Source organism: Pseudomonas sp. D1HM (genome assembly GCF_019266105.1).
Taxonomy (GTDB): domain Bacteria; phylum Pseudomonadota; class Gammaproteobacteria; order Pseudomonadales; family Pseudomonadaceae; genus Aquipseudomonas; species Aquipseudomonas taetrolens.
Genome location: NZ_LRMN01000007.1, coordinates 62,322 through 80,789, shown reverse-complemented (window position 1 = coordinate 80,789; position 18,468 = coordinate 62,322). Strand labels below are relative to the sequence as shown.

The 18,468-nt window shown below is 56.8% G+C and carries 14 protein-coding genes and 2 pseudogenes; 7 read left to right on the top strand and 9 right to left on the bottom strand.

Going from position 1 to position 18,468, the window contains the following annotated elements; translation table 11 throughout:
• Positions 1-58: 58 nt before the first annotated feature.
• The 4 genes from AWM69_RS10615 to AWM69_RS10600 form a co-directional block, all read right to left on the bottom strand.
• The gene (locus AWM69_RS10615; protein ID WP_218726678.1) at positions 59-655 is read right to left on the bottom strand and encodes a LysE family translocator; all 597 of its coding nucleotides are present in this window, start codon (positions 653-655) and stop codon (positions 59-61) included.
• Positions 656-762: 107 nt separating this feature from the next.
• A complete protein-coding gene (locus tag AWM69_RS10610) occupies positions 763-1,599 on the bottom strand; it encodes an AraC family transcriptional regulator (protein ID WP_218726677.1) in 837 nt (278 codons plus the stop codon).
• 174 nt (positions 1,600-1,773) lie between these two features.
• Positions 1,774-3,948 (bottom strand): TonB-dependent siderophore receptor, encoded by a 2,175-nt coding sequence (locus AWM69_RS10605; RefSeq protein ID WP_218726676.1) that lies wholly within the window; start codon positions 3,946-3,948, stop codon positions 1,774-1,776.
• 261 nt (positions 3,949-4,209) lie between these two features.
• On the bottom strand, positions 4,210-5,100 hold the full coding sequence (locus AWM69_RS10600; protein ID WP_131654381.1) for a LysR family transcriptional regulator: 891 nt from the start codon (positions 5,098-5,100) through the stop codon (positions 4,210-4,212).
• Between the two features lie 165 nt (positions 5,101-5,265).
• Between AWM69_RS10600 and AWM69_RS10595 the strand changes: the two genes are divergently transcribed.
• The 4 genes from AWM69_RS10595 (at position 5,266) to AWM69_RS10580 (ending at position 10,510) form a co-directional block, all read left to right on the top strand.
• Positions 5,266-6,348 (top strand): 4-oxalomesaconate tautomerase, encoded by a 1,083-nt coding sequence (locus AWM69_RS10595; RefSeq protein ID WP_218726675.1) that lies wholly within the window; start codon positions 5,266-5,268, stop codon positions 6,346-6,348.
• A 46-nt stretch (positions 6,349-6,394) separates the two neighbouring features.
• On the top strand, positions 6,395-7,720 hold the full coding sequence (locus AWM69_RS10590) for a dicarboxylate/amino acid:cation symporter (protein ID WP_218726674.1): 1,326 nt from the start codon (positions 6,395-6,397) through the stop codon (positions 7,718-7,720).
• A gap of 137 nt (positions 7,721-7,857) precedes the next feature.
• Complete coding sequence (locus tag AWM69_RS10585; RefSeq protein ID WP_218726673.1) at positions 7,858-9,162, top strand: CitMHS family transporter; 1,305 nt, start codon at positions 7,858-7,860, stop codon at positions 9,160-9,162.
• 94 nt (positions 9,163-9,256) lie between these two features.
• Positions 9,257-10,510, top strand: a complete 1,254-nt coding sequence (locus AWM69_RS10580; RefSeq protein WP_218726672.1) for an OprD family porin — start codon at positions 9,257-9,259, stop codon at positions 10,508-10,510.
• Positions 10,511-10,935: 425 nt separating this feature from the next.
• Here AWM69_RS10580 and AWM69_RS10575 read toward each other — a convergent pair whose 3' ends face one another.
• From AWM69_RS10575 to AWM69_RS10555, 5 genes and pseudogenes are all read right to left on the bottom strand, one after another.
• Positions 10,936-12,318, bottom strand: coding sequence for an LLM class flavin-dependent oxidoreductase (locus tag AWM69_RS10575; protein WP_218726671.1), 1,383 nt, complete (start codon positions 12,316-12,318; stop codon positions 10,936-10,938).
• A 34-nt stretch (positions 12,319-12,352) separates the two neighbouring features.
• Positions 12,353-13,198 carry an amino acid ABC transporter permease gene (locus tag AWM69_RS10570; RefSeq protein WP_218726670.1) on the bottom strand — a complete coding sequence of 282 codons (846 nt, stop codon included), beginning with the start codon at positions 13,196-13,198 and terminating at the stop codon, positions 12,353-12,355.
• Positions 13,195-13,923: pseudogene (locus AWM69_RS10565) on the bottom strand (ABC transporter substrate-binding protein); the annotation flags it as partial. The gene AWM69_RS10570 and the pseudogene AWM69_RS10565, both read right to left, overlap by 4 nt.
• 317 nt (positions 13,924-14,240) lie before the next feature.
• On the bottom strand, positions 14,241-15,191 hold the full coding sequence (locus tag AWM69_RS10560; protein ID WP_218726667.1) for an FRG domain-containing protein: 951 nt from the start codon (positions 15,189-15,191) through the stop codon (positions 14,241-14,243).
• 148 nt (positions 15,192-15,339) lie between these two features.
• Positions 15,340-16,104: a hypothetical protein gene (locus AWM69_RS10555; RefSeq protein ID WP_218726666.1), complete on the bottom strand. Its 765-nt coding sequence runs from the start codon at positions 16,102-16,104 to the stop codon at positions 15,340-15,342.
• Between the two features lie 429 nt (positions 16,105-16,533).
• Between AWM69_RS10555 and AWM69_RS22850 the strand changes: the two are divergent.
• The 3 genes and pseudogenes from AWM69_RS22850 to AWM69_RS10545 form a co-directional block, all read left to right on the top strand.
• A pseudogene (locus AWM69_RS22850) lies at positions 16,534-16,794 on the top strand (hypothetical protein); the annotation flags it as partial.
• A gap of 47 nt (positions 16,795-16,841) precedes the next feature.
• A complete protein-coding gene (locus tag AWM69_RS23110) occupies positions 16,842-17,258 on the top strand; it encodes a hypothetical protein (protein ID WP_256930293.1) in 417 nt (138 codons plus the stop codon).
• Positions 17,159-18,310, top strand: coding sequence for a tyrosine-type recombinase/integrase (locus AWM69_RS10545; RefSeq protein ID WP_256930292.1), 1,152 nt, complete (start codon positions 17,159-17,161; stop codon positions 18,308-18,310). The genes AWM69_RS23110 and AWM69_RS10545 overlap by 100 nt, the downstream gene beginning before the upstream one ends.
• The last annotated feature ends 158 nt before the right edge of the window (positions 18,311-18,468 follow it).

The following is an 18,468-nucleotide window of genomic DNA, read 5'->3' as shown; positions in this document are numbered from 1 at the left end:
CGCTCAGGCGCTTGGGGGCATGATCACAAACCTGCCCCCCTGCCGCCGCGGAACCGAGCTATACCAGCATGGTCAGCCAGGCCGACGTCAGCAGCAGAACAGCCAATGCGCGGTTCATGTGCCTGAATGCCCGTGGCGAACCAAAAGCCCGGGCACTGCCCACGCCGAGTAATGCCCAGAGCGTCATGCACGGTAACGAAACCAGTAGAAACACCAACGACAACATCGCCAGCCGCACGGTCTTGTCGCCGCCCCCGACAAACACGCTCGCCACCGCCACCGCCATCATCCAGACCTTGGGGTTGACCAATTGCAGGGTGGCGGCACCGAACACGCCAAGTCCCTCGCCACGCGAGGCGGCCGGATCCAGGGATGGCGACGCGCTTTGAAATATCTGCCAGGCCAGCCAACTCAACCAAAGCACCCCGACCCAGGCCATCACCTGCTGCACCCGCGCAAAGCGCAGCAGTGTCTCGCCCATGCCGAGCCCTACGGCAAACACTATCAGCGCCGCCGCCAGGCATGCTGAAAAAATGATCGGCAAGGTGGCACTCAGACCGCGCCGCGAACTGTGGCTCAACACCAGAATATTGGTCGGCCCCGGGGTAATCGAGGCGACGAATGCAAACAACAGAAAAGGCAGCAACGACTCCACGGTTCAGACTCCCTGAAGGCGCATCGGCAGCGCAGGAATGATTGATGAAAACGGCATGGCATGGCTCCTTGATCAAACAGGAAGCCATGGTCACGGATCAGCGGGATTCAGTCTGGAAGGTTTGAGCAGCGCTTGCGGTAATCCGCTGGAGTAAGCTGATAAGCACGACGGAACCAGCGCCCCATATGGCTTTGATCAGCAAAACCGAGCGCACTGGCCACCTGCGCGGGTGAACCACCCCGCGCCAGCAACTGCCGGGCCTTGGCCAGGCGCAGCTGGATCAGATACGCGTGAGGCGCCAAGCCAAACGCGGCCTTGAAGGCCCGGGTCAAGCGAAAGCGATCAACACCACAGGCTTGGGCCACCTCATCCAGCCCGATGTCCTCGTAGGCATGAGCATGCAGATAGTCACGCGCAACCTGAGCCACCAACGGCAGGCGCGGATCAACGCCCTGGCGTTTGCGCCAGTCAAGGTGACACGTCAGCGAACCCAGCAAGGCATCGAGCGCGCTCTGGCGCACGATGCGCAAGTCACCTTCATGGAGCACCTGGAAGGCTTGATAAATAGCAGTGGCCAGGCCCGGGTCCTGGCTCAGGGTGTCGGCAAAGCCGGGCTGACTGTTGGCCGGAGCGTCTTCAAACAACGCGAACACCTCCCGCTCCAGCCAGCGCGGATCGAGGTAAAGCATGGAGTAGGTGAACCCCTCGTCAGTCGGCGCATGTCCGTCATGGATCTCCCCCGGCTCCAGCATGAATACCTTGCCCGGAGTACTGAGGTGACGAACCCGTCGGCAATTGAACTGCTGCACCCCCTGCTCGGTCACCCCCACCAGAAAGCTGTCATGCCAGTGCGGATCGTAGGCATGCCCCTGAAAATGAGCACGAATCGACTCAATCCCGGTATCGGCATCCTGGGAAAGCTCGATCCAGTTGCGCTTATCCATGGAAAGCTCCAAAGGCGATCGTTCAGCGTTGAAGTGGGCGAACCACTACGTTACCGCGCTTTGGAAAAAACCGTTTAGAAGATTTGTGCAGGTGCTGCGATTCTGAAAGGGAGATAGAAACCCTGGTGATGCGGTCAGTCCCCATTGCTTGGCGCGTCCCTGCGCCAGGCCAACTCAGAAGCTGTATTTGGCGGTCAGCAGCAGGTTGCGGGGGCTGCCGTAGGTGTCGCCACCATACTTCACGGACTTGGAGATGGACGAGTAGTACTCGCGGTCAAAAATGTTGTTGGCGTTGAGCTGCAGGTCAAGGTGCTGGTTGACCCGGTATCCGGCCATCAGGTCGGTGGTGGCGTAGGCGCCCTGCTTGAGGCGGTAGTGGCTGCCATCGAGCAGTTCGACGTCGTTGTACATACGGCTCTGCCAGGAAATATTGCCGCCGACACGCAGTTTTTCCAGCGGGCCCTGGAAGTGATAGACCGTGGACATCTTGAACATGTGCTCTGGCGTGTCAGTGTCAAAGCGCTGGTTCTCGTTTTGCGGGTTGGCGGCATCCTTGAGGGTGTGCACACGGGCGTAGGTATAGCCACCGCCTACCTGCCAGTTCTCGGTCAAGGCGCCTTGCAGTTCGAAGTCGATACCCTGGCTGCGAATCTCGCCGGAGGCCTCATAGCAGGCAGACTGCGGGCAGTCCGGTACGAACACCTGCACGGCGCGGTTTTCCTGGTCGATGCGGAACAGCGCCAGGCTCGCATTCAGCCCGCCGTCGAAGTACTCGCCCTTGATGCCCACTTCGTAGTTCTTGCCGATAATCGGTTTGACCGGCGTCGCGGAAGTGTCCTTGGAGCTCTGCGGGGTGAAGATATCGCTGTAGCTGGCGTAGACCGAGTGATGATCGTCCAGATCGTAGATCAGGCCTGCGTAGCGGGTGACGTTACGGGTGACCTTGTAGTCGCCATCGGCATCCCGGTTATCGTAGTCATACCAGTCCAGGCGTCCGCCGAGGATCAACTTCAACGGGTCGGCCAGGCTCAGCCGGGTGGTCATGTACAGGCCATCCTGGGTGGTCACTTCGCGGACATTGCCCGTGTGCACGAAGTCCGGTTTGCCGGCATTGAGCGGCCAGTTGGTGTCGTACGGGGCGTAATCGCGGGTGTCCATGTCGTAGATGCGCTTGCTGGCCCCCACCACCAGTTCATGGGTGCGCCCGAATGCTTCGAAAGGCCCGCTGGCAAACGCATCCAGGCCAGCCTGGTTTTCATCGTGAGCAGACTGATAGACCGTGCGGGCCAATGTGTTGTCGACCCAGCGCGACTGGTAAGAGCCGGTGAACAGCGCGTTCTGTTCGGCGTAGTTGGCATTGAGCTGAAGCTGCCAGCCATTGGCGAGATGATGACGAAGCTCGGCAAAAACCGTGTTGATCTCCTGGTCCTTGTTCTCCCAGTCAGTGCCGGGGTTGTACGAACGCGGCAGATCCAGATGATGGCCATCCAGGCCGATCATCGAAGAGCCCCAAAAGTAATTGGTCTTGTCCTTCTGGTGTGAAAAACCCAGGGTCAGGGTGGTGTCTTCGCTAAGGTCGGCTTCGGTGACCGCATAGAACAGGCCGTGCTGTTCTTCTGCCCCATCGACAAAGCTGTTGGCGTCACGGTAAGACGTCACGACCCGGCCGCGCAGGGTGCCATTGTCATTGAGCGGGCTGGAGGCGTCGAGTTCGCCGCGGTAATCGTCCCAGCTTCCGGCGGCTCCGGTCAGGGTGACTTTTTGTTCGGCCAGTGGCCGCTTGCGTACCAGGTTGATGGCCGCCGAAGGGTTGCCTGCACCGGTCACCAGCCCCGTGGCGCCGCGCACCACCTCAACCCTGTCGAACATCGCCAGGTTCGGCTGGGCGCCGACAGTCGCGCCTTGGTAGCCGCTCGGGATGCCGTCGTACATCAAGTTATCGATGTCAAAACCGCGGGCCGAGTATGACTGTCGGCCAGGGCCGCTGGAAAAATCGAGAAACAAGCCGGGGGTCGCCTTCACCACGTCGTTGATGTCGGTCATGGCCAGGTCGTCCATGCGCTGACGCGTAATGACGGTAACGGCCTGTGGCGTTTCGCGCATTGTCATCGGCAGCTTGGTCGCCGTCGACATTGAGCCGGTGGTATAGGAACTGGAACCTTCGGTAGTGCTGCCCAGTTGAGTGCTGGTGACTTCAGTGGCGCCCAGTTCCAAAGTCGTCGACCCGGGTTTCTCCTGCCCCGCACTGCTGTCTTCAGCCAAGGCCGGTGTCAGGGTAGCCATGCATATGGCCATGGCCAAAAGATCACGCGAAGGGTTGAAAAAACGCAGCGGTGTGACGCACGACATAGGTGAGATCCCGATATTGTTAATATATAGACATAATGATTATGCGAATCATTAACAATTATTGTCTCAGGATTTGTCGCCGCGAAAAAGCACGGTATGCAAAAAAGCCGTGATCGGGGGGCTAAGCGTCGGGGGCACAGAGCTGCCGCTGACAGTCTTACAGCAACGACTGTTACAGGGCAGCGTACCCGGAAGGCCCGCCTGCTCCCCGGCAGGCGGGCTTTTTTGGTGCCCGCCACGCGCCAGGCAAACTCGGCAGGTTTATTGCGGCCATTGTTCTAGCAGTATTGAGACGAACTTCTCTGCCGCCGGGGAGAGCGATGCCCCCCGACGGTAAACCAGTCCCAGCGACCGGTTCACCACGGGCTCTATCAACGGGACACTGACCAGGGTCGGGTGATCGTCCGCAGGCATTGCCAGGCTTGGCATTGCCGATACGCCCAGCCCGGCTTCCACCAGTCCCAGGGACGTAGACAAGTGCTGCACTTCGTAGAACCACTGTGGACGCCAGCTCAAACCGGACAAGGCGTGATCCAGCAGCATGCGGTTCCCGCTCAGGCGACCGACGCCAATAAGCCGATAATCACTGAGCTCAGACCAGGTGACCGAACTGCGCCCGGCCAGCTCGTGATCACGCCGACAGGCCAGGACAAAAGGTTCTATGACCAGTGGCACAAACTCAATGTCCGGGTGCTGCCCACTCATCATGTTGATGCCAAAATCGGCCTCTCCACGCAGCACGGCCTCAAGCCCTTCATTCGCACTCAAGTCCAGCAAACGGATGCGGATTTTAGGGTAGCGCTCGTTATAGAGACGAATCACTGAGGGCAAGAAGTAGAAAGCAGCTGTGGGTATGCACGCCAAAGTCACCCTGCCGATCTGGCGCTCGGCCAGTTCGCGGATATTGAGAATCGACTCATCGAAGTCATCCAGTAACCGGCGGGCTTTGGGCAGAAAGTCCCGACCTACACTCGTCAGGCTCACCTTGCGGGTGGTGCGATCAAGCAATGCCGTGCCCAACCCCTCCTCCAGCTTTTTGATTCGGCGGCTCAGCGCCGGCTGAGAAAGATGCAGCGCATCGGCTGCTTCGTGAAAGCTGCCAAGTTCGGCGATCTTCACGAAAGATCGGATGTCATTCAGCTCATAATCCATTTTTTGCCTCGTCAGCAAACCGGTTGGGATCAACCTCGGGCGCCTATTTATCATGCGCGAAACGCAATAATGCCTCAAATCTTTGCATTGGAAACATCTTTAAAACATTGAGACTCTTGTCCCGCAAGCATCAATTACCTCGATTGATCAACAAGAGTCAGTGCCATGCAAAGAATTCCCTGTGTGCTAATGCGCGGCGGTACCTCCAAAGGCCCGGTATTCCTTGCCTGGGATCTGCCTGCAGCTGTTCAAGACCGTGATGAGCTACTGCTCAATCTGATGGGCTCTGGTCATGAACTGGAAATCGATGGCATTGGCGGTGGCAGCCCGCAAACCAGCAAGGTGGCTATCGTCAGCCCTTCGCTGCACCCGGATGCAGATGTTGATTATCTGTTCGTGCAAGTGATGGTTTCGCAGCGTCGGGTAGACAGTGCGCCCAACTGCGGCAACATGTTGTGTGCCGTCGGCCCCTTTGCTATCGAACAGGGCCTGGTCAAGGCCAGAACCGGGGTAACCCGCGTACGGATTCGTAACTTGAACACCGGCACATTCGTCGATTCCGACGTACAAACACCGGATGGCAAAGTCAGTTATGAGGGCGAAACTGCAATCGACGGTGTGCCCGGCACGGCTGCCCCGGTGCAACTGACCTTTCTTGATGCGGCTGGCAGCAAGACCGGCAAGCTTTTCCCTACCGGAAAGACCCAGGATGTGTTTGATGGCATTGCCGTCACCTGCATCGACATGGCCATGCCCATGCTGCTGGTTGAAGCGGGTCAATTAGGCAAACGGGGAGATGAAAGCCCCGCAGAACTGGATGCCGACAGCGTGTTTCTGCAACGCCTTGAGTCGTTGCGCCTTCAAGCGGGCATTGCAATGGGCCTGGGTGACGTCAGCGACAAAGTGATTCCCAAACCCGTGCTGGTGTCGCCGGCCAAAGCGGGCGGGACGATTCAGGTTCGCTACTTCATGCCGCACAACTGCCACCGCGCCCTTGCCATTACCGGCTCCATCGGTCTGGCCACTGCCTGCGTCATTGAAGGCAGCATTGTTGCGCGCATGCTGGGAGGCGTGAGCGTCCCGCGTCTCGACAAGGTGCGTATCGAGCACCCAAGCGGCGGGATTGATGTCGTATTGTCATATACCGGCGACAAGGGCGAGACCATCCAGGCTTCGGTGGTACGAACCGCACGCCGGCTGTTTTCCGGCTATGTCTACGCCACTGATTCTCAGAGACTGGCCGGGTAGACTCCTGCAGTCGACGGCATTTTTTGCATCAGCACAATTCTAAAAAATGAGTGATGCCATGAAATATTTTAAATCGCTCTACGTCCAAATCCTTTGCGCGGTCGTGCTGGGGATCATCGTTGGACATTTCTGGGCCCAGCAAGCGATCGCCCTAAAGCCACTGGGTGATGCGTTCATCAAGCTCATCAAGATGATGATTGCGCCCGTCGTGTTCTGCACCATCGTCACTGGCATCGCCGGAATGAGTGACAAACGCTCACTCGGTCGTCTGCTGAGCAAAACCATGCTGCTGTTTCTGGGCCTGACGGTCATCAGCCTGTGCATCGGCCTGGTTGCGGTCTATGTTTTCCAGCCGGGCGCTGGCATGAACATTGATCCAGGCCAGTTGAACACCAGCGGCCTGGCCCAGTACACCGAGTCGGCGGCCAAGCTGGGGGTTGTAGAGTTTTTCATGCACATCATCCCCGAAACCTTTGTCGGCGCATTCAGTAAAGGCGAAGTACTGCCGGTGCTGTTCATTGCGGTGCTGTCCGGCTTTGCCTTGTCCTCACTGGGCGAACGTGGCAAACCGGTGCTTGACGTGCTTGAATCCGCGTCGCACATGGTCTTCAAAATTTTCTCCTACCTGATGCGCTTTGCACCGATTGGCGCCTTCGGGGCCCTGGCCTTCACCGTTGGCCAGTACGGCATCACCTCGCTGGGCTCGCTGGCGAAGTTGATCATGACCTTGTACATCGCCTGCGGGTTCTTCGTTTTCGTGGTACTCGGCAGCATTTGCCGCGCTAACGGTTTCAGCCTCTGGAAACTGCTGCGCTACTTCCGGGAAGAGTTCCTGGTGGTACTCGGGACGTCCTCCACTGAGCCTGTCATGCCCCGCATGCTGGAGAAACTCGAGGCCCTGGGCTGCAAGAAAAGCGTCGTAGGCCTGGTACTGCCAACCGGCTACTCGTTCAACCTGGACGGTACTGCGATCTATCTGTCGCTGGCTGCCATTTTCATTGCCCAGGCCTGCAACATCGATCTGACCCTTACCCAAATCATCACCATGCTGGCGATCATGCTTTTGTCCTCAAAAGGTGCCGCAGGTGTGACCGGCAGCGGATTTGTTGCGCTGGCCTCGACCCTGACCGTGATTCACGACATTCCGCTGGCCGGCCTGGCGCTGCTGATTGGCGTTGATCGTTTTATGTCTGAAGCACGGGCACTGACCAGCCTGGCCAGCAACGCTGTGGCAACCGTGGTCATTTCGATGTCTGAAAACGCATGCAACCGGGAAACCCTAATCCGGACCCTGGACGGGAAAGCGCTCCCGACCGCGCAGCAGATCCCGGAAAAATCCTGGGAAGAAGTGCACGTCACTAAAAACGGATAGACAAGACCGGGCAACACCCTCCCCCGACCTGACTCATTACCCCGCCCACCAGGCACATTGATTGTGTGACCTGGCGGGTTGGGGGGCGCGTGCCTCGGCATTAGCCTCTATAACGATAACAACAAGAGAATCGTCCTATGCTCGCTTTCCTTGGCTTGGCCATGGTGGTCGTATTCACCTTCCTCATCATGACGAAGAGATTGTCGCCTATCGTCGCACTCACCCTTGTGCCCATCGTGTTCGCTGTCGTCGGCGGCTTTGGCGGCACCACCGGCAAGATGATGCTCGACGGCCTGAAAATGGTCGCACCGTCAGCCGCATTGCTGCTGTTCGCGATCCTGTTTTTTGGCTTGATGATCGACGCCGGCTTGTTCGACCCACTGATTCGCAAGATTCTGAAGCGCGTCAATGGTGACCCGATGAAGATTGCGATAGGCACTGCCCTGCTGTCTTTGCTGGTGGCTCTCGACGGCGACGGCACTACGACCTACATGATTACGTGCGCGGCCATGCTGCCACTGTACAAGCGCATTGGCATGAACCCGATGATCCTGGCAACCATCTCCATGCTGTCCTTGAGCATCATGAGCGGCATGAGCCCTTGGGGTGGCCCGGCGACGCGGGCGATTGCCGCACTGGGCCTGGATGCCGGCGCCTACTTCGTGCCCTTGCTGCCCACCATGATCGGCGGTGCGATGTGGGTGGTCTTTACCGCGTTCCTGCTGGGCCGCGCCGAGCGCAAACGCATCGGCAACATCCAACTGCAAAGTGGCGGCGGCGATTGCTACATCAAGGCGATTCTTGAAGACACACCGCACAAGCGTCCAAAGCTGGCCTACGTCAATCTTGTACTAGTGATTGTAGTGATGGCCGCGCTGGTGATGGGACTGATGCACGCTGCCATCCTGTTTTTGATCGGCTTTGTCCTGGCGCTGATGATCAACTACCCGCAACTGGATATTCAGAAGGAACGCATCCTCGCTCATTCGGGCAACGCCATGACGGTGGTTCTGCTGGTGTTTGCCGCGGGCATCTTCGCCGGGATTTTCTCCGGGACGAAAATGGTCGATGCCCTGGCGCAAACCCTCGTCGACTGGATTCCGCCCTCCTGGGGCCACCTGTTCCCGTTGGTTGTGGCGATTACCAGCATGCCGCTGACCTTCGTACTGTCCAACGACGCTTACTATTTTGGTGTGGTGCCGATCCTGGCCAATGCCGCGGCTGCTTACGGCATCGATCCGCTTGAAATCGCCCGGGCTTCTATCCTCGGACAGCCCGTACACCTGATGAGCCCGCTGGTGGCCTCTACCCTGTTGCTGGTGGGCATGGTCGATCGCGACATTGGCGACTTCCAGAAAGCCACCTTTAAATGGGCAGTGCTGACCTCCCTGGTGGTAACGGCGCTGGCTTTGCTCACCGGGGCAATCAGCCTGTTCACCTGATCCACCCAACGTTTTGTACCGCTTCCCAACGCGCCTCAAACAGCGAGGCGCGGGCTTTGCTGCACCCCCCAATAACAACAATGAGTGGTTTGCCATGAGCACTTTGTATTCCCGTCAGGCGCTGTTCTGCGCATTAGGCATGTTGCCAGTGGTCGGTGCCAGTGCCGAAGGTTTCGTCGATGACAGCACGCTCAAACTGCAACTGCGAAATGTGTATTTCAACGAAAACTTTCGCGACGAGCATGGTTTGAGTACGAAAGCGGCAGCAACGGCAAAGAGTGAGCGCACCGAGTGGGCTCAAGGGTTCCTGCTGGACTACCAGTCCGGATTTACCCCGGGCACTGTCGGTTTTGGCATGGATGCCCTGGGACTGCTGGGACTCAAGCTGGACTCAGGCCGCGGGCGTAGCGGTACCGGACTGTTGCCGGTGCATGATGACGGCCGGGCCGCCGATGAGTTTGCCAGTGCCGGGGTTACAGCAAAAGCAAGGCTGGCAAAGACCACACTCAAATATGGCACGCTGCTGCCCAAGACCCCTGTACTGATTTACAACGATGCGCGATTGCTGCCCCAGACCTACCAGGGCACCCAAATCAGTAGCAGTGACCTGGAGAACCTGACCCTCAGCGGCGGGCATCTCGAACGCTTTAAATTGCGCGACTCGACAGACAGCGTACCGATCGTGCCTGATGGCTATGGCGGTGATAAGTCAGGGGACTTCAACTACGCCGGGGCCGACTACAAATGGGGTAAAAGCGTCCGCCTTAGCTACTTCTATGGAGAACTCGAGAACTTTTATCGCCAGAACTTCGCGGGTATCCAGCACGACCTACCGCTCGGCCCCGGGACACTGACCAGCGACCTGCGTTACTTCAACAGTGTCGACTCAGGCTCGGCCTACGCTGGCAAAATTGACAACACCATGCTCAGCGGGCTGCTGTCCTACGCCATCTCTGGCCATACCATCGGCGCAGGCTATCAAGCCCTGAACGGCGATGCCGGCCTGCCCTACATCAGCGGTGCCACCGTCTACTCGTTCAGTAATGCCGGCATTGGCAAATTCATTGAGGAAGACGAGAGAACCTGGATGCTCAACTACGGCTACAACTTCGCCGCCGCAGGCGTGCCGGGCCTGACCTTTTCCACGCGCTACCTCCGCGGTAACGATGGCAAGTCAAACAGCACTGTCAAAGAATGGGAGCGTGACGCAGAAATTGCCTATGTTGTGCAGCAAGGCAGCTTCAAAGGCCTGGGAGTGAAACTGCGTAACTATGTCTACCGCTCGGACTTTTCCCGAGGCCGGGACAGCAACCGGCTCTACCTGACTTATGACATTGCGCTCTGGTAGAGCGCACTGCCTATTCAAGGGCGAGGTAACCGACACCTCGCCCGACCAGGCCATGTATCAACGAATCAAAGCTGCTTCAGCACATCCTGAGTAATATTGGCTTGGCTGAGACTCAGCCAGCGCAGATTATAAAGAATGGATGGCAATTCGATAGCACGGCTTGCTCATTACACCTCCGAAGCACGATTTGAACACCCGCTTGGGCGGCACCTCCGGGGCGGCAGCCGTGAAGGGCCTCGCAAAAATCACGTGCATGAAAAAGCCCAACTCGCAAAAGTTGGGCTAGGTCAGTGGAAAACAGGGTCGGGACAGAGTGAGGTGCTTTCGAAGGCCTCAGCCACTGAGCTGGCAACACTGTGTCGATTGATGACAACGGCGCTACATCAGGGGAAGGCGCCTGTATTCAACAGCACAGGCAGCTCATCCTAAATACCTTTATCAAAGCGGAACGAAGCGCCGTAGGCAGAATCCGGTAAATGGCTGGCGCCATCGTCGCGTAACCGAGAACGGAAAGTACCGCTCTGGGGCTGGGTACGATACAGGCCACGTTTTTGCAGTTCAGGAATGATCAGTTCAACGAAGTCCTCAAGGCTGCCCGGGCTGATCAGCGGGTTGAGCATGTAACCGCTGGTACCGGAAATACGGGCGTGCTCTTCGATCCGGTCGGCCACTTGTTGCGGCGTTCCCACCAGAATCAGATCACTGCCGCGGGTGACGTTGGCAAAGCGCTGTTTGACATCGCCAGCGGTCAAGGGCTTGCCGCTGCCATCCGGACGCATCACATAGGAGGTCATGCCTTCGGTGTGAGTGGACAACGCGTCACTGTCCGCGTAGCGGCTGATGTCGATACCGGTATCACCGGCATAACTCACCAGCTGCGCCTGCAAGTGATAGTTGCTTTGCAGTTCGTCATATTTGCGCTGGGCTTCGATCTCGGTCCTGGCCGTGACAATGCGCAGCACCGTCAGTGATTTAACATCTTCAGCGCGACGCCCCCGCGCCCTCGCCTGCGTCCATATATCTTCCAGTCCCTGGCGAATTTCCAGCGGGTTGGACTTGGCGATGAATATCAGCTCGGCGTGCCTGGCCGCAAACTCACGCCCACGGCCCGACCAACCCGCCTGGATCAGCACGGGCGTACGTTGCGGTGACGGAGACGTCAAATGCGGGCCGGCTACCCGGTAATGCTCGCCGACATGATTAATCGGTCGCACACGATCGCCCTTGGCATACACCTGGCGAGACTTATCGGCCACAACGGCATCGTTTGCCCAGCTGCCTTCCCAGAGCTTGTACACCACATCAAGAAACTCATCAGCACGATCATAGCGATCATCGTGCTTGATCATCTCCTCCAGGCCGAAGTTGCGAGCGGCACTGGTCAAGTAGGAAGTGACGATGTTCCAGCCGATCCGGCCATTGGTCAGGTGATCCAGCGTACTGAAGCGCCGGGCATGGGTGAATGGATGCTCGTAGCTGGTGGTGACCGTCACGCCGAAAGCCAGGTTTTCCGTCACCGCGGCCAATGCCGGAATGATCATCAACGGATCGTTGGCCGGAGCTTCCACCGCCCACTTCATGGCCGCGTCGGCGTTACCGCCAAACACATCGTAGAAACCCAGCACATCACCAAAAAACAGCATATCCAGATGAGCCTGGTCAGCGATGCGCGCCAGGTTCGACCAGTAGCCTAATGAGTTGATGCTCAGTCGCTCGTCCGCCGGGTGCGTCCACAGACTCGGGGCGCCACCGCAGCCAACACTGGCTTGCTCGTATAACGCAAACAAAAGAGGTTTTGGATCGGACATCGTAGTACCTGTAAAAAGTCATTAAGCGGGCGGGTCAGCGCTGATGCTTGAAACCCTTGCCGTAGTGGCGTTCAAGACGGTTCTGTATCAACTCCAGCCCAATCGACAGGAGCCAATAGATAACGGCTGCGGTGGTGAGCATTTCGATGTAGCGATAGGACGAGCGACCGTACGACTGCGCCAGAAACATCACTTCCCAAACGCCCATCACCGATATCAACGATGAGTCCTTGAGCATTGAAATGAACTGACTGGTTGTCGGCGGAATGATCGTGCGCATGGCTTGCGGCAGGATGATGTGCAGAAACGTTGCGGCAGGCTTCAGACCCAGCGCCATCGCTGCTTCGCGCTGCCCGGGCGCAACAGCCATGATGCCGGCACGAAAAATCTCGCTGAGGTAAGCACCATAATTGAGCGAGAGCGCAATGATCCCCGCGCTGATAGCACCCGGAACCACCCCCAGTTGCGGCAGCCCCAAGTAGATCAGCAAGATCTGAATCAGCAGTGGAGTACCGCGGAAAAAGGACGCATAGAAACTGGCAATGCCGAACGCCACTGCACTGCGCGACAGCCGTGCCAGCGCCGTCACAAAACCAAGGAGCAACGAAAACCAGATTGAGCAAAAACACAAAAACAACGTCAGCGCGGCACCTTGCAAGAAACCGTCAGGCCCCAGGTGCAGGCCGACCAGATTGGGCAACTTCTGCAAAATGATCGAGAACTTCAGATCGAAGCTCATGAAAAATGTGACGCACAGGCCGAACAGCACCGCCCAGGTCAAATACAGGCGAGTGCGAAAACCCAATAGCGGGCTGAATCGATGCGGCTCAGTTTCGGAGGCGGCAGCCGCCTTGGCAGGGTATGGGTTGAGGGCTGTCATTGGCTGATATCGGCACCGATCCACTTCTGTGAAATCCGGCTTAACGTGCCATCGGCCTTGAGTTGCGTGACGACCTCAGTGACTTTGGCATTCCATTGCGGATCACCCTTTTCGATCGCGACCACGTTGGGCTCCGCATACAGCGTATCGCCGGCGATTTTAAAACGCGGATCCTGGGCGATACGTTCGCGAGCCGTGATGAGGTTGGTGACCATGGCATCGAGACGCACCCCCGCACCCAAGGCCAGATCCTGGAACGCGACCGTTTCGTTGTCGTATGGCGCGACCTGGACGCTGTCGAATGGATAGCTCAACGGCTTGTCCTCAGCGCCCTCGATCACCAGATCCTTGTTCAAATAGGCTTCATAGGTCGACGCACTGATCACACCGACTTTTTTACCGGACAGATCTTTGCCCGAGGCAATGTCCTTGTCTTTGGCATTCACCACGATCACCGCCGGTGACTGGTAATACGCCACCGGAAAGTCGAACACCTCGGCCCGCGCCTTGCTCGGCGTCATCGAGCAGACGCAGATGTCATACCGTCCGTTCCAGTGCCCGGCCGCGATGACATCCCAAGAAGGTGTTTGCAGCTTCAGCTTCACCCCTAGCCGTTGCGCAACGGCCTTGGCGACATCCACGTCAAAACCGTCCAGCTGGTTCTGTTCATTGAGAAAGGAGAACGGCGGATAGCTTTCCATCAGAACGCCGGTCAGCTCCCCGCGTCCGCTCTGAGCACCGCCGTGCAACCGCGCTGCACTTCCCTTCAAAACTTTGCATTCTGTGCAATTGCCGATCGACTGCAGAGCCCCACAGCCCACCTGGGCTGCAGGTTCGTTTGCGCTACATCCGGATTTGCACAAAAAAAGGACACAAGGCCCGTCGGCGGGAGGGGGATAAGTGCTTTTTTTACATTTTTTTCTTTCAAACATAAATTTTAGAGAAGACCTGACCGAAGCCAGCGTCCACAGACTTCTTTCAGGCACTCGATCTGACCGATGGTGTCAGACGTCCTCAAGTCATCGTCGGCACCATTTAGCGGTCAACTGTCATCGGAAAATACTCCTACATTCGTCTCACCAAAGGCGGCGTCAGAAAGCATTTTATTAATTCGTGCTGAGGACGGTCTTACGCCTACACTTACTTTGGCCCAATCTCGGACCATTTTAGAGGCGCCGTGGAAGCCCGGAAATAGCGTTGACCCGTTCACGCCAAATTCGGAGCAGAGATGTAGCAAGCTAGGCGCCTCTTGCAGAGGCAAGGTCATTTTTATCAGTCGAATCCAATCAGTAGGAGTTTCATAGATCTCATCAACCTCCTCCAATGCTTCAGGAACATACACCTCGGACATAGATATATTTTGTACTTGATGCGCTGTAAACAACCCTGACTGAGCGGCTTGATTCTTGCTCGTTCCACCGGGGGGCATAATTATGTTTACAGTTTTCCATTGTTCAGAATAATTTAAGTCCAGAGCCCATACGGTGATATTCCCCAACTCATCGTATAGAAAATTTGCTGAAGAGGCTGCGAAGTAACATGCAACAAAGCTACGAGTGGTCCAATCAAGAAGTCGCGTAGGGACATCATAGTGTTGTGCCACAGCTAGTATTTCGTATAAATCGGGATGCGGCCAGGGCTCACGTTTGCTTGCGATATCTGAGCGTATAGTCGCAAAGTTTCTTTTCACGTGAGCAGAGTAACCTGGGACAGTGAGACCCGATCGATCACAGCCATCGAGGAAAAGCGCGAGGACATCAAGTTCAGTAGCAATTTGACTTAGAGATGAGTCGGAAGTTGTTCTGCGAGGAATATTTTCTACAAATGCCCCTGGTCCCCTCCTACAGATTGAGGGTGTAAGCTTATACCTATCGCTTGACTGCCCCCGAAAAATATAGTTTCCATTTTGCCATATTGGATTGAGCGGACTTAGATGTTCCATGAGCTGGACCGCAGTTGAAAACTGCTCCACGCGATACTTAGGTTCGTTCATATCCATTGATTCCGAGGAGATTTACCTATTTCCAATGCCTGGGCATCAGCCAAAGGCATATTCGTTTATTTCTTCGCAAGCGATGTTAGCTGGAATCGGAAACAACAAAAAGCCCGCGCAAGGCGGGCCTGTGATAACAGCTCTGGGGTTATACGTTAATGCCTAGTCGCCACATGCGCTTGCGCTTCGCAGCCGCGACCTCGTTGACCTCCTCGTCTGTAAGCACCCGATCGTACATGGCCACCGAAGAAATATCGATTTCACCGCCGAACGCTGCAGTACCGCTGCCGATCTGGAACAGCGAATCGGAAAGGACTCGAGGCCGAAGGTCTTCACCTTGGGACATCGTGTTCCTGGTGAGGTTCTGCACCTTTAACCCCATTGCGGAACTTACCCGCAGGACACGAATGCCCCACTCGGTTGGGATTTCTCCTGCGCCCAGGCTGTTCACAGCCGAAGTCGCCGCCCCTGCTCCGTTGTCCCGGGCAGCGCCGCCTGTGAGTGTGTCTGGCTTAACGTGGTAGAGCGACGTTCCATAAGCCGAGCCGATAATACCTTCAGTCACTGAAGCGCCACGATAGTTACCGAGATAGAACGGAGTTGTTGCATCGCCAGTGGTAGATGCCTCAGCCGGAATTGGCGCAGCAGCCTTGCCTACTACGATCAACGTCATACCGTCAGTCTCACGCACGCCAGTGCGCAAGTAGTTGGTCAGCCCCTTGAACCGACCGTGCGTTGGGTACGCGATCGGATTGCCAATGATTACAGCGTCCGGCTGATTCTGGGCTCGGTTATAAAAGAAGCGTCTGGCATCTGTGTCGAAGGTAAACCAGGCTTTCAGCCCGTCAGCGACGGCCACGTTCACTTTCGTGTGCCAAGGGCCGATGTGGTTAGATTTGAGAGCAATACCCATTGAGCGGTTTCCTTGTGAAGTTGGTCAGATGATATCTAGGGCAGCAGCGGCCACGAACGGCGCCAAAGCCTGGTACAGAGCGTGTCGGGATGCGCCGATCGGATGGACTGCGTCCGACCAATCGCCGGCCTTAAAACCGTCGTTGGCAGCCCCAGCCGCCGAATAGGCGTAGGCAGCCTCGGGGTTAGTCATCGCCCAAACCGGGGCAATAATGGTCTTGGGATCAGCCCGATCTATGATGCTTTGCTGCATAGCGCGGATCAGGGGCGTGTAGCGGTTCGTCCACAGAAGGTTGCGAACCTCATTGAAGGCCGTGCCTGGAAGCGTGCGAATGATCTTTGCCGCTGGCCATGCCTTGCGGATCTGGCCATTGATAATCAGGTCATCGGCGTAGACATGATCGTAAATGGTGGAATCCGTACGATCCCTTACGAGTACTTGAACAGCGCAGCGGGCGGACTCAACCACTCCCGTAATGACGGACTGATCGCTGTGAACCTCAATGACTTCGCCAAGGAAGCCGCAGAGAAGCGCCAAAAAGTGCCTGATCTGACAGAACTGAAGCGCCACCTCAAAACCAGCAAGTGCCCCAAGTTCATAGAGACGAACAGAAATGTTTGCTCGGCATGGGATGTCGATGCCGCCAACAAAGCGAAAACCGTGCGGTGCTGGATGTTCCAGACAGCCTAAAACCACCCTCCCCAACTTCTGCCGCTACGAACGGTATGGAAAAAATTATGGCCAATCGAAGCGCAGCTCAAGTCACACCCATCCTCCCGCGCTTTATTCGCGCCGGAGAGGTATACGGCTATCTCGGCATGTGTCGGGACGAATTCAACAAAACAGTCCGGCCTCACGTTCGGGAATTCCCAATAGGAAAACAGGGTGTGGGCTTCGACCGACTGGAACTTGACGCGTGGGCCGACGCTTACATTCAGGCCATGGCGATTGAAAAAGAAGCCAATCAGGACAACAATCGGCCCCGCAGCGAGCGCCAGGGCGGATCCAAAGGAGATACGCAATGGCACAAAAAGCAATCACCGGGCTCCAGCAAATGCCGAGCGGCCTCTGGAAGATCGACAAGAAGTACCGAGGTGAACGAATTCAAGAGAGCACTGGCACTCGTGACCGCGCCGAAGCGGAGCAGTACCTGATCTATCTCCTGGAACAGCGCCGACAAGAGAAGGTGTACGGGATCAGGAAAGTGAGAACCTGGCGGGAAGCGGCAACTCGCTTCCTGCTTGAGGTGAAGGATCAGGCCTCGATCCATATTTCGGCAACGTACATGGCGCAGTTGGACCCGTTCATTGGGGATATGCCAATCACACATGTTGATGATGACGCTCTGGCCCCCTACATCAGCTCGAAGCTGAATCCGGCAATGGGCAAGCCAGTGACTAATCGGACAGTAAACATCGCCCTTCAGCGAGTGATCCGGGTTTTGAATCTATGTGCCAGGAAGTGGAGAGATGATGAACGTCGGGCGTGGATAGATGTGGTACCGATGATCTCGCTACTGGATGAGAAGACGAACTGCCGTAAGCCCTACCCGCTTTCTTGGGAAGAGCAATCGATCTTGTTCGCTGAACTACCGGCACACCTCCAGACCATGGCCATGTTCAAGGTCAATACGGGGTGTCGAGAGCAGGAGGTTTGCAAGCTTCAATGGGATTGGGAAATTACGGTACCGGAGCTGGATACCACAGTGTTTTTGATTCCGGCCGGGTTCGGCGGACGAAGTGCACGATCTGGTGTGAAGAACCGGGACGAGCGCCTAGTGGTTCTCAACACGGTGGCCAAGTCAGTCATTGAGAAGCAGCGAGGCCAACACAAGCTGTACGTCTTCCCTTTCGGCAAGCCAGACGGCGATGGGGAAGAAACAATGGTTCACCGCATGAATGACTCAGCGTGGAAGAAGGCCAGGGTCAGGGCGGCGAAGAAATGGCAGGAGAAGTATTTGCGGCCAGCACATGATGGCTTTGCCAGAATCCGCATTCACGACCTGAAGCACACCTTTGGGAGAAGGCTGCGTGCAGCAGGCGTGACTGAGGAGGATCGCAAAGCATTGCTCGGCCATAAGAACGGCAGCATCACCAGTCACTACTCAGCGGCAGAGCTGGACCAACTGATTGAGGCTGCAAACAAGGTATCAGTAACCGACTCACGCGCCCCGGTGCTGACGATCCTGAAGAGGAGGCAAGCATGAAATCTGGAGAAGTCACGCAAAAGTCACGCACATGAAAAAGCCCAACTCGCGAAAGTTGGGCTAAGTCATTGAAATATATGGTCGGGACGGAGTGATTCGAACACTCGACCCCTAGCACCCCATCTCCTTTTTCATACTTCTTGAAAGACTCCAAAATT